At 39.4% G+C, this 12,464-nt stretch carries 13 protein-coding genes and 1 pseudogene; 9 read left to right on the plus strand and 5 right to left on the minus strand.

The window, feature by feature from the left end; translation table 11 throughout:
- The first annotated feature begins 159 nt into the window (after positions 1-159).
- Both GA693_RS11140 and GA693_RS11145 read left to right on the plus strand, forming a co-directional pair.
- Entirely contained in the window at positions 160-774 is a 615-nt protein-coding gene (locus GA693_RS11140; RefSeq protein WP_045796002.1) for a thiol:disulfide interchange protein DsbA/DsbL, read from the plus strand.
- 419 nt (positions 775-1,193) lie between these two features.
- Positions 1,194-1,400 (plus strand): annotated as a pseudogene (locus tag GA693_RS11145) (IS1 family transposase); the annotation flags it as partial.
- Positions 1,401-1,465: 65 nt separating this feature from the next.
- Here GA693_RS11145 and GA693_RS11150 read toward each other — a convergent pair.
- The 3 genes from GA693_RS11150 to GA693_RS11160 form a co-directional block, all read right to left on the minus strand.
- The gene (locus GA693_RS11150; RefSeq protein WP_004733233.1) at positions 1,466-1,660 is read right to left on the minus strand and encodes a heavy-metal-associated domain-containing protein; all 195 of its coding nucleotides are present in this window, start codon (positions 1,658-1,660) and stop codon (positions 1,466-1,468) included.
- A 469-nt stretch (positions 1,661-2,129) separates the two neighbouring features.
- Entirely contained in the window at positions 2,130-3,011 is an 882-nt protein-coding gene (locus GA693_RS11155; RefSeq protein WP_045796003.1) for a CopD family protein, read from the minus strand.
- Positions 3,012-3,075: 64 nt separating this feature from the next.
- Positions 3,076-3,456 (minus strand): copper resistance CopC family protein, encoded by a 381-nt coding sequence (locus GA693_RS11160; protein WP_004681441.1) that lies wholly within the window; start codon positions 3,454-3,456, stop codon positions 3,076-3,078.
- A 351-nt stretch (positions 3,457-3,807) separates the two neighbouring features.
- Here GA693_RS11160 and GA693_RS11165 point away from each other — a divergent pair, with 351 nt between their 5' ends.
- The 6 genes from GA693_RS11165 to GA693_RS11190 all read left to right on the plus strand — a co-directional run bounded on the left by GA693_RS11165 (position 3,808) and on the right by GA693_RS11190 (position 9,822).
- Positions 3,808-4,050: a DUF2789 family protein gene (locus tag GA693_RS11165; protein ID WP_004281876.1), complete on the plus strand. Its 243-nt coding sequence runs from the start codon at positions 3,808-3,810 to the stop codon at positions 4,048-4,050.
- Between the two features lie 725 nt (positions 4,051-4,775).
- Entirely contained in the window at positions 4,776-5,207 is a 432-nt protein-coding gene (locus GA693_RS11170; RefSeq protein ID WP_045796004.1) for a hypothetical protein, read from the plus strand.
- Between the two features lie 28 nt (positions 5,208-5,235).
- Positions 5,236-5,508 carry a DUF2933 domain-containing protein gene (locus GA693_RS11175; RefSeq protein WP_045796005.1) on the plus strand — a complete coding sequence of 91 codons (273 nt, stop codon included), beginning with the start codon at positions 5,236-5,238 and terminating at the stop codon, positions 5,506-5,508.
- Positions 5,505-6,155, plus strand: a complete 651-nt coding sequence (locus tag GA693_RS11180) for a methyltransferase family protein (RefSeq protein WP_004663997.1) — start codon at positions 5,505-5,507, stop codon at positions 6,153-6,155. Before GA693_RS11175 ends, GA693_RS11180 begins: the two co-directional genes overlap by 4 nt.
- Positions 6,156-6,166: 11 nt before the next feature.
- The gene (locus GA693_RS11185; protein ID WP_138001011.1) at positions 6,167-8,542 is read left to right on the plus strand and encodes a heavy metal translocating P-type ATPase; all 2,376 of its coding nucleotides are present in this window, start codon (positions 6,167-6,169) and stop codon (positions 8,540-8,542) included.
- On the plus strand, positions 8,539-9,822 hold the full coding sequence (locus GA693_RS11190; RefSeq protein ID WP_045796007.1) for an MgtC/SapB family protein: 1,284 nt from the start codon (positions 8,539-8,541) through the stop codon (positions 9,820-9,822). Before GA693_RS11185 ends, GA693_RS11190 begins: the two co-directional genes overlap by 4 nt.
- A 38-nt stretch (positions 9,823-9,860) precedes the next feature.
- On the opposite strand, the gene GA693_RS11195 is transcribed toward GA693_RS11190, so the two are convergent.
- Positions 9,861-11,261, minus strand: coding sequence for a heavy metal sensor histidine kinase (locus GA693_RS11195; protein WP_045796008.1), 1,401 nt, complete (start codon positions 11,259-11,261; stop codon positions 9,861-9,863).
- The gene (locus tag GA693_RS11200) at positions 11,254-11,934 is read right to left on the minus strand and encodes a heavy metal response regulator transcription factor (protein ID WP_004679347.1); all 681 of its coding nucleotides are present in this window, start codon (positions 11,932-11,934) and stop codon (positions 11,254-11,256) included. The genes GA693_RS11195 and GA693_RS11200 overlap by 8 nt, the downstream gene beginning before the upstream one ends.
- A 148-nt stretch (positions 11,935-12,082) precedes the next feature.
- Between GA693_RS11200 and GA693_RS11205 the strand changes: the two genes are divergently transcribed.
- On the plus strand, positions 12,083-12,379 hold the full coding sequence (locus tag GA693_RS11205; protein ID WP_045796009.1) for a hypothetical protein: 297 nt from the start codon (positions 12,083-12,085) through the stop codon (positions 12,377-12,379).
- Positions 12,380-12,464: the final 85 nt, after the last annotated feature.

Genomic DNA, 12,464 nt, shown 5'->3' on the forward strand with positions numbered 1-12,464 from the left:
GCGGTCGAATGGCCATATTAACTGACTTAAAATCAGTCGCATACTTTAATGTAGCGGTTCTGATAGCACAAAAGTTCGCAGCATGAAAACGGAACCGGCATAATTGATTTATAGTGAACCCATACACTAAGCATAATGATTTAGAGGACGATAATCCCAATGAAAAAATTCCTTTTAGGAGCTGTTGCCGCATCTGTTTTGGCCTTTTCAGGTAGTGCTATGGCCAATTTTGTGGCAGGTCAGGACTATCAGGTGGTCGCAAAACCAGTCAAAGTCGAAAAACCGGGCAAAATTGAGGTACGTGAATTCTTCTGGTATGGCTGTGGTCACTGTTTCGCGCTTGAACCACATATGCAGGGCTGGTTGAAAAAATTACCAAAAGATGTACGTTTTGTACGTACACCTGCTGCAATGAACCCGCTTTGGGAACAGGCTGCACGTGCTTATTATGTTTCAGAAGCCCTGGGTGTGCGTCAAAAAGCACATTTACAATTATTCCATGATATTCATGATAAGCAGCGTCCAATTTTAGAACAGGCGCAATTGGCCAAGTTCTATACCCGCTATGGTATTCCTGAAGCGAAATTTAACAGCACTTATAAATCTTTCCCGATCACTTCGAAAATTGCCCAAGCCAAAAATCTGGCTGCTCAGTATCAGTTAAGTGGTGTTCCGGCAGTGACCGTGAATGGTAAATATATTGTGCAGGGCAATGATGCCAAAGTAATTCAGGTGGTGAATTACCTGATTGAAAAAGAGCGTAAAGCCAAATAAGACGCGATTGATTATCTCTAAAAAAAACCTGCATCGAATCTGCAGGTTTTTTTATTTAAACTGGAGGAATGGTTATTTACGTCCTGACTGCCGGATCTGGTGTTTCTATCGGCGGGCGATACCAGTGTAAAATTCCTCGGAATAAGAGCTGCATCTGCAACACGCTTTGCGCTTTAAAGTCATGGGATTGAATATGAATCGTGGATTGTATCTTTACCAGTTCATACCTGATATCTTCATTCAGAAAATGAATTTTCCTTTCTATTTCAACACGCAGAATTGCCGAGGCGCCCCGACGCTCTAAAACAAACAAAGGTGGTGTTTCAAAAAGTATGCTGAAAAAAACAATATGGCTTTTGATAAAATAGAGGTATGAAAATAACGCTACAAATCAAATGTCCTACCTGTCTAAGTAACAATATTGGGATAGTTTTATCACAGCATTTCAATGTTGCAAGCAAGTGATCGGTAAGTTTTTTACCGTCGGTATTGAAGGTAACAATTGTAGAATTCGTCATCGAATCAGGCGTGGATTTAGGAGAAGTTGCAACTTTTCTAAAAAGCTCGAAAATCATTTTAAAGCCTTTGATTTGACTTTCTTTTACCTTAATAACGGATTTGTTTAACGCTAGCATACTTTTTGAAACACCACCAAAGTGGTAAGGAATTCCCACTGTTACTCTAACAGAGATTAAGCAGGATCAGCTGTAAATCCACGCTCACTGAGAGTTGCAATGACTTTATCCTGACTCACTGTTGTGTTGATTTCAACGATACGGTTTTGTAAATCAATATCGAGTGAGGCATTCGAGTCGAGCTCTTTAATTGCGGTAGTAATGCCGCGTGCACAACCACCACAAGTCATATTAGCGATGTGAAATTTCATATGTTGCTCCTTTTTAACAAAACATTTGTTTAAAACATTAGAACAGTAACTCTAAACTTTCACCATACAACCAGCCTTTTTCTGAATCAGTTACTCGCTGTAACTTGGTCTGTTTACAACCTTACAGTTTTCTTCAGAGTATTCCAAAGAAGAGTGTTCTAATGACTACAGTAAAAGTACTTAACCAACATTAATGTGACTTTAAAATGACATTTTTGTCATCTACGATCACTCTGAAATTTATAAGATTAGTTATTTCAATCAATGGTAGTGAACTGAATAGATGAGACCGTTATGGGTTGAAGATAAGCTAAAAACCGGTGACTACCTTTATGTATAATGCCTCATGATGCGATTTTACTGTTCTGATTGTCGTAAGTTGACAGTCCAGTAGAAACTTTATTGCTCAGCTACAAAAGATAAATGCAGTAATGTTAAATTTCCTCAATTCCCTTATTTTGAAATTCTCTTATTCAATACCCACGACAGTGGTTATATAGCCTGTTGTTAATAGAATTGATAGACCTAATAACATCTCAAATAAAATGGCATGACTAAGGTGTTTAGCAAATTTAGGATGTTGAAGATGCGGGGTGAAATACCATTTGTTGAAGGCAGCTAAAAGTAGAATACTTATAACAAAAAACATTTTAACCATGAAACCATAGCCATATGCAGTATTGATTAAGGTATTAAAATCTTTAATTAAAAGAAGAGCTACACTAGCGCCACAGGCGATTAATATCCCAACAATGAAAGCAGCAATACGTCCAAATACATGCATGCGATCTTTTAAAGGTAAACCACTTATTTCCCGGCTGGTTTTCCATAACGGATATAAAGACCCCATCCATAACGACATAACTAGAATATGGATTGATAATAAAATTTGAGCAAGTAAGGTTAAATTAGCGACATGTCCGAGCTGGGAAAAACTAAAAATAATCGGGAGAAGTAAAACACAAAATATTGAACTTTCAATTATAGAAAAATGACCTTTGTTCCTGTTAAGTTTAACCACCATGAGAAGAAGTAAAAGAGCAAAACTAATAGAACGAAGAACGTATATATACCCCGTCGGAGTATTAACCAATATATTAATATACGTGGGGTCCACCATACCTGTAATACCAGTATTGGCAAAACTACCAATCAGAATAAAAAATCCCAAGGTACTGGAAATTAGGCCTAATCCAGCGCCAATTGTAATATATTTAAGAATCGATTCTTTTAGTTCAAGATATTGTCTAAGTAAAAAATAGCAAAAGGCTCCACCAACGACAAAAGCTACACTTAAATATAAAATAACCTTAGTTAACCAAGTGGCCCACATCCAATATTCAGAAATCATTATTTTTGTCCATTCTAGAACAACATGCCAGCACCTCACTGACATGTTGAAAGGTAATCAATTCTTATTTAGTTGATTTGATAGTGAAACTATATTCACCATTCATGTTGTGACCATCTTTCCCCATTGTTGTCCAGACAACGGTATATTTACCTTTTTTCAGTTTCGGAAGAGCGACATCAAAGGATTTCTTTAAGTCATGAGTAACTTTATATTTTAAAGGAACATCTCTTCGCTGAGCATCCAGTAACTTAATATTCATCAACATAACCTCTGCACCAAAGTTAAGGGTCAAGTTCTTTGGTTGACTAAGGATAGATGCATTTTCCGCAGGAATCGCACTCACTAAACTCACATGAGCGAACGTAGTTGTAGTAGCCACAATCATTGTTGCAGCTACTACAACATTACGTAGAGCAGTCATTTTATTTTGAAATAATTTCATTTACGTTTCCTCTTGATTCGTTAGTTCATTAGAGATGACTTTATAAAATCTATATTTAATGAGACCACATCATCTCCTCTTATATTTCAATTATTAGTGAGAGACAGAAACAGAGCGATGACTTCAAAATTACATTTTTGTCATTTTTAAAATTTAAAATCTTTAACTATTAAAATAATCTTATTGAAAAATAATGATCATTTAACAAACAAATTATGCAGGTGGTTGATTTATGAAATGTAGTAATCATTTTGTCTAAGAAAATAGTAGCTATTTAATTTTTTATATTTTAGTTTAAATATAAACATGTTATGTTTAATTTGATCTAATATAAATTTGTGGGCTAAGCACATGACTCAAACACGTCCAAGAATGACCAAATTATTTGAACAGCTTGGTTTAGCTTCTACTGAAGAAGCAATTGCAAAATTCATAGAGAGCCATCAGCTAGCTGGAGATGTTTTTTTAACACAAGCAATTTTTTGGACTGATGCTCAACGTCATTTTTTAGAAGAAAAACTACACTCTGATGGTGAATGGACGACAGTGATTGATCAATTAAATGAGTCTTTACATGAAAATTCAGTAAAATAATTTTCCGTTAGTATTAAGGATCTACATTCTTCCCTGCATTGAATACAACTCATTCATACAGTAGTACTGTTTTGGAGATGGAATCTCTATTATATAAGTAGTAGATTCCTTACTCTGAAATTTGGATTATAAACCCTAATATTAAAAATAATCTTCTTTACCTTCTATCGGCTTTGTTGCATAAATATGTAAGCATCTGATTTAAATAAATTTAATTTTGGATCAAAAAATAATCAAAACTTCTAAAATCATATAGTTATGAAATCTTTGTGCAACAAAGCCCCTTCTATCTAATAAATATACCAATAAGTTTAATAATTAAATTATCCACCCTTTTTTCTATAAAAAACTATTTTGATCAACTGTATTTTTTCTTTAAAGGAATAAGAGTGTAAATTACATTAAGAATGTGTCTCTAACTAGCCTTGGAGTCATCTAATCATTTCATTTTTATTTTTTTAAGCACATAAAATCATAACAACTTTAATAGTTTTAAAAGATTAATATTAAATAAAATTTTTGTCATCTCAGCATAGACTATATATTTCGAGAAGATCTCAAAATTACATTTTTGTCATTTTTAAAAATAATTAATTAATAGTGCTAAAATTTTTAAGAGAGACAGAGAATAACCAAAAATTTCATCAGTTTAGTAGTCAAATTCCTAGACTCTGTTCAGTACTAAAACATAGCTTTTACTTCCAAATTATTTAAAGGAAAAAATTATGATGAAATTCAAAAACATTTTTTTGGGCTTATGTATCGCAGCCGCGTCATTGAATACATTTGCACAGCAATCCGATGAACACAAAGATCACCACCCTGAAAAAACAGCACCATCTGCAGTAACAATTAAGCAAACAGTTACCAGCACCACTGCTACAGATAAAATGGCTGCAATGGACCAGCACATGAAAGCAATGCAAGCCATGCATGCAAAGATGATGGCTGCAAAAAACCCTCAAGAACGTCAAAAACTTATGGCTGAGCACATGAAACTCATGCAAGGAGGTATGAGCATGATGAAACAGATGAGCGGCCAAAGCATGCATGCAAATATGGCTGACCGTCAGCAAATGATGGAAAAACGTATGGACATGATGCAATCCATGATGCAGATGATGATGGACTGTATGCCTCCCTCCACAACTAAATAATTACCCATGAATTAGAGAGGGAAGCACCATGAACCATCAACCTCAAGAACATAATTCAGTACCTAACTTTTGGTCTACACGTTATGCCATCGGCCTATTCGTGATTGGTGGTGTGGCAGCCTATTTTCTCTTAACCGAGCATTTGGCCCATGTCGTTGGTGTTTTACCCTTTTTACTCCTTTTAGCATGCCCACTCATGCATATTTTTATGCATGGTGGTCATGGACATCACCATCATCAACAGAAAAATCCAGACACATCAGATAATAAAAAATCAAGCGAACCAGGAGACCCCTCATGAATCATGCGGAATCGGCTTATGGTTTATGGACGCTGGTTATCATTAACTCAGCAGTTTTTATCATGTTCGCTTTCAGTTTTTTTAGACCTTCCACTGCGCGCGATTGGCGTACATTTGGGGCCTTTTCGGCTTTTATCATTGCTCTATTTGTCGAAATGTATGGTTTTCCTTTAACCATTTACCTGTTATCTGGTTGGCTTCAAACTCGCTTCCCTCAACTTGACTTACTTTCTCATAATGCAGGTCACTTGTGGTCAACGCTATTAGGTGAAAAAGGTGATCCACATTTTGGCATTTTGCATATCGCCAGTTACGTTTTCTTGGGCTATGGATTTTACCTGTTATCAACGTCATGGCACGTGCTGTACAACGCGCAACGTCAGCATTCTTTAGCGATCACAGGCCCTTATGCACGTATACGTCACCCACAATACGTGGCTTTTGTGATGATCTTGCTGGGTTTTTTATTGCAATGGCCAACTTTACTGACACTGATTATGTTTCCAATCCTACTCTTAATGTACAGCCGCTTGGCAATTAAGGAAGAGGCTGAAATGAGTAAACAGTTTGGCGCTGTCTATGACAGCTATGCTCAACAGACTCCGAGATTTATTCCAAAATTCGGCCATAAAACCACTTTTCCATAAGAGAATTATTTATGTCAGATCAAAAAAATCATAACCAGGACCATATGGCACAGGCTACAACAGACGTACTGAAAGACCCAGTCTGTGGTATGACCGTCACTGAAGAATCGAAATACCATGAGGAATTTAAGGGGAAAACTTACTTTTTTTGCAGTGATAAATGTCAATCAAAGTTTCATAGCAGCCCGGTGCAATATATCGCTAAACCCGCAACGACGACTGCCGATGCACATACACAGCATCATCAGACTGTTCAACACGTTAATGCGGCAAGCACAACAGGTACGACCATCTATACATGCCCAATGCATCCAGAAATCAGGCAAGATCATCCTGGAAACTGTCCTAAATGCGGAATGACACTGGAGCCACTCATTCCTGAATTAGAGGAAGATGAGAATCCGGAGTTACGTGATTTCCGCCGACGCTTCTGGTGGACACTGCCATTGACCATCATCGTGACTTTTTTGGCGATGTTTGGTCATCAAATGAACCTGTTCAATATGGCTGTTCAGAGCTGGATTGAACTGGTGTTGTCACTCCCAATTGTACTTTGGGCAGGTTGGCCATTTTTTTCCCGGGGTTGGCAATCGGTTGTGAATCGCAGCCCGAACATGTGGACGCTGATTGGTTTGGGCACTGGAGCTGCATTTATTTATAGTGTGGTCGCAACCATTGCACCGCAAATCTTCCCAGACTCATTTATTTCCATGGGTCGTGTCGCTGTTTACTTTGAAGCTTCAGCGGTCATCATTTCATTGACCCTACTGGGACAAATATTGGAGTTAAAAGCACGTTCGCAAACTTCTGCTGCAATTAAGTCACTCCTTGGGCTCGCTCCTAAAACAGCTCGCCGAATCCTGCCTGATGGAACTGAAGAAGATGTTCCTCTAACGCATGTCCATGTAGGAGATTTACTCAGAATTCGCCCAGGTGAAAAAGTGCCTGTGGATGGTGTAATCACTGAAGGAAGTAGTTCAGTGGATGAATCGATGCTGACAGGTGAACCTTTACCGATCACTAAACGCATCGGTGATAAAGTCATTGGTGCTACCCTGAATACCAATGGTTCATTGATCATGCGTTCAGAGAAAATTGGTTCAAGTACCATGTTATCCCAGATCGTACAGATGGTGGCGCAAGCTCAACGCTCAAGAGCCCCAATGCAACGCATGGCTGATCAGGTTGCAGGTTGGTTTGTCATGGCTGTAGTAGCCATTGCCTTGCTTACCTTCTTTGGATGGGGACTGTTCGGCCCAGAAGAGTCGAGCTGGGTTTATGCATTAATCAATGCTGTGGCAGTACTCATTATTGCCTGTCCTTGTGCACTAGGCTTGGCAACTCCAATGTCTATCATGGTTGCAACGGGTCAAGGTGCTACTCATGGTGTGTTGTTCCGCGATGCAGCAGCCATTGAGAATCTGCGCAAGATTGACACACTAATCATCGATAAAACAGGTACGTTGACCGAAGGACGCCCTGTATTCGATCGTGTGGTTGCCGCATCAGGTTTCGATGAATCTGAAGTATTACGTTTAGCCGCCAGTCTTGATCAAGGCAGTGAACACCCGCTAGCCGAAGCGATTGTAAACGCAGCACACGAACGTGGCCTGCCTCTTGAAACACCAGAAAATTTTGAATCAGGCTCAGGGATTGGTGTTCGAGGTCAAGTGGGCGATCGTCAGTTAGCTTTGGGCAACACAGCACTGATGGAGCAATTAGGTATCTCGGTACAATCGCTGATTCCGCAAGCCGAAGAGCTGCGTTCAGAAGGTGCAAGTGTGATGCATCTAGCCATCAATGGTGAATTGGCCGGCCTGCTTGCAGTATCCGATCCCATCAAAAAAAGTACCCCAGAAGCACTTGCCACCCTGAAGGAAGCGGGTCTACGTATCGTGATGGCAACAGGAGATGGTCTCACCACTGCCCGTTCAGTCGCAGCACGTCTAGGCATTGATGAGGTACATGGCGAAGTCAAACCCGCAGATAAACTAGAACTGGTCAGCAAATTGCAGAAGCAAGGTCGCATCGTGGCTATGGCTGGTGATGGCATCAATGATGCACCAGCCTTGGCTAAAGCTGATGTCGGTATCGCTATGGGAACCGGGACTGATGTTGCAATGAATAGTGCCCAAGTTACGCTGGTCAAGGGAGATTTACGAGGGATTGCTGTTGCCCGTTCACTTTCGGAAGCTACTGTCGGCAACATGAAACAGAACCTCATGTTTGCTTTCCTTTACAATGCTTTGGGTATCCCTATCGCGGCTGGCGTACTATATCCATTTACCGGTTGGTTGTTGTCACCGATGATTGCCGCCTTGGCTATGAGTTTGAGTTCAGCTTCAGTCATCACCAATGCCCTTCGCCTGCGAAATAAAAAGTTCTGATAGAGAGTTCCTTTCTTCCACCAGATGTATCAGGGCTGGTTGCAGCACTCGCCATCGGCCTGCTCATTGGTTTAGAACGAGGATGGCAGGATCGAGAACTGCCAGAAGGCAGCCGAGTAGCAGGTCTACGTACCTTCACATTGACAGGATTGCTCGGAGGAGTGCTCGGTCATTTACAACCAAACTTCGGAGCTTGGCCGCTAGTTGCGGCCGTATTAGGGCTTTCCTTATTATTAACAGTGTCCTACGCGCGTACTGCAAAACTTTCCGGTAATCTAAGCGCTACCACGACGATCGCGATGCTGTTGACATTAGTTTTAGGTGCATATGCATCCCATGGTAATGTTACTTTAGCATTAACCGCGGCTGTAATCGTCGCTGTATTTTTGGATCTCAAGCCAACCTTACACGGTTGGCTACGCTTGATAGAGCATCGTGAATTAACCGCATCCCTGCAGTTGCTGGTACTTTCTGTCGTTATATTACCCTACTTACCCAATACGGGTCTGGGACCTTTTGCTGCATTAAATCCTTACCAGTTATGGTGGGCAGTGATCCTGATTGCCGGACTCTCTCTGGCAGGTCATTTTGCCATGCGGCTTACCGGTTCAGAAAGAGGCATATTCTGGACAGGTCTATTGGGTGGTTTGGCATCTTCTACAGCTGCAACTGTCGCACTGGCACGCTATACACGCCAGCACCCCGTCATGGTCAGTGCTGCTATTTCTGGAACATTGGCTGCCTGTGGCATCATGTTTTTTCGTATGGTTGTGCTGATAGGCGTCATTGAGCCAGCATTGCTAAGCACTTTTGGTGGTGCAATGATGATTGCGGGAATCCTTCTACTGGGTATGGCATTGTGGAGACAACGCCAAATTACCAGCGCTGAAAACAACGATCGAACAATAGAAGTAATGGCTCCTTTTGATCTTGGGACAGCATTCAGCTTCGCTGTTTTCCTGGCTGTCATGGCAGTCTTGGTCCCGGCAGCAAAACAATGGTTGGGCACCAGCGGCATCTTCGTATTATCGACTATTTCTGGGCTAGCAGACGTAGATGCTATTTTAGTCTCACTTGCCCGCCTGCATAGTACTGAAGGCTTAACAACAAATGTGGCTGCTGTCGCGCTAGGGCTGGCCACACTGAGCAACATGTTAAGCAAAGCGACAATTGCATGGATGACAGGGGGGGCACAGTTTGGCCGAGCTATCATATTTGGCTACACAATTGCCATGATAGGTGCTGGCGTAGCTCTGGCTCTCAGTTTGAGCTTTATGTAAGGTCAACTCGGGTAAATGGAAGATGTTCAAAAAATGAGTTAAAATGATTCCCCTTGCATGGATTCACTTTGAAAAACAATGGTAAAAATGATTCGACCATTGAGGGATTCAGCCTGGATGGTCGCCCCAAGCATATCAAGAATAGATTTTGTTATGGCAAGCCCTAAGCCGGTTCCTTCTTCTGTTCTTTGTCTAGACGCATCTGTTCGATAAAAACGATCAAATAACCTGGATAGTTGTTCAGGAGAGAGTTCAGGGCCTTCATTTTCAATTGAAAATATTGTGTTATCTAAATTCTGTTGAAGTTTTATCTGTATTGTAGAATTCTTGTTTCCATATTTAACTGCATTAGACAATAGGTTGCTGAGTGCGCGACGTAACATAGCAGGATCACCTTTTACATTGCCAGATCCTGTTTGTTGAAGTGTCATATTTTTTTCGGCAGCTAGAGCGTCATAGAAATCAAATAAAGCGGTAACTTCTTTAATGAGGTCAATATTCTGTAAGTTCTGTAAATTTAAGTCATGTTCTGCTTTTGCCAAGAAAAGCATATCGGACACCATTCGAGCCAAACGTTCAAATTCTTCTAAATTAGAAAATAGTATTTCTTGATAAGTACCAATATCTCGGTTACGGGCGAGACATACTTGAGTTTGGGTCATTAAATTATTAATCGGTGTTCTAATTTCATGTGCTAAATCAGATGAAAAATCGGAAAGTTTTTCTAAAGCTGACTCTAGTCTGTCCAGCATAGCATTGAAGGCAATTGCTAATGATTTTAGTTCTGTTGGTGTATGCTCAACTTCTAAACGTTCTGAAAGATGTTGAGCAGAAATTCCTTGTGCGACCTTAGCCATTTTTTGCACGGGTCTTAAACCTCTCCAGGTTGCAAACCAGCCTAAAAACATTAAACAAATCGTACCGGCTAAACCAATGTAAAAAAGTTGACGCTTAAAATCATTTAAAAAATGTAGATGTTCAGATGTATCGATCCCCACAATAATGCGTACAGATTGTATTTCAGTATTTTTGTTTATATCCGTGTTGTAGATCATGCCATGATAGGTCTTATTCTTAATTTTCCATTTAATCCAAGGGTTATTTGCTGACTTGATTAACTGTTGAGTATTAATGATTGAAGGTGTAGAACTAAATAAAATCTGACCTGCCGGTCGTTCTATTTGGACCATAAGATCATGGTGTCCAACTAAAGCATCTTTCAAATATAGATCAAGTTCTGGAGAATTTTTAGGATGCTGTTGGAGAAGATTCTGAATAAGCTGGATTTTACCTTCTAATTGGGTACGATCTTGCGTTTCAAAATGATGCATCACTAATTTATGGATGAAAAACCCCATCATAATGAGAATGCATATAGTCGATAATGAGAAAATAATACCAATACGAAAACTGATAGATTTGAATAATTTATTATTCATCTTCTACCTCTAATACATACCCCATTCCTCGAATATTCTGAATTAACTTAGGGGTAAAATTACTATCTACTTTATTTCTTAATCGTTTAATAGCGACTTCAACTACATTTGTATCACTATCAAAGTTCATATCCCAAATTTGAGATGCAATAAGTGCTCTTGGTAGAATTTCACCTCTTCTACGCATAAAAAGCTCCATAAGCGCAAATTCTTTAGCCGTCAGATCAATGCGTTGACCTGCTCGTGTTACCCGACGTTTTCTCAAATCAAGTTCTAAATCAGCAATCTTAATAATATTATTATCTTCTCTTTGTTGCCCTCGTCTAAGGAGCGTTTTTATTCGAGCTAGAAGCTCTGCAAAAGCAAAAGGCTTAACTAAATAATCATCAGCGCCTAGCTCTAATCCTTTTACTCGATCTTCGATTTGATCTCGGGCGGTAAGAAAAAGAATGGGCATTGTTTTACCGCTGCTACGAATATCATTGATAATATTCCAACCATTTAGTCCAGGTAACATCACGTCTAAAATAATTAAGTCATACTCTTCAGAAAGAGCTTGATGTTTACCCGTTAACCCATCTGTAACCCAGTCCGTAATATAGCCAGCTTCGGATAAACCTTGCTTGAGATAATCACCAGTTTTTTGTTCATCTTCAACTAATAGTATTCTCATTTCCGAATCCTAAGTCATTCATTAAAACTATAATAACGTTATAAAACATCTGATCGAGATAGATTACAAAAATGTCATTTTCAAGTCACTTAGATGTTCAGTGCTTCACTTTATTGTAGTAGCAAGAAATTAACTTTTAGAGAAACTTATGAAAACTGTAGTGCGTCGTAGTCTAACAATTTTAATGTGTGCTGGAACTTTAATTGCTGGTACTCAATCTTGGGCAAAAGATGTATCAACCTCAAGTGCCACTAAAACGGTAAAAGCACAGGAACCTTGTACAAAACCTTGTAAAATGGAAAAAGATGACAAGACTCAGCAAGATCATAGTCAACATCAGTCTCCTAACTCATCTGACATGTCAAAAATGGATCATGCTATGATGAATATGGACCATTCTAAAATGGATCATTCAAAGATGAATATGCCTGGTAGCAATAAATAATTTTATAAATAGCGAGAAAGAAGTATTAAAGTTTATACTAAATATTTGCTTTATTACTTCAATCTTGACCTTTCTAAAGGTGAGA

It is taken from the genome of Acinetobacter indicus (genome assembly GCF_009914475.1).
Classification (GTDB): domain Bacteria; phylum Pseudomonadota; class Gammaproteobacteria; order Pseudomonadales; family Moraxellaceae; genus Acinetobacter; species Acinetobacter indicus.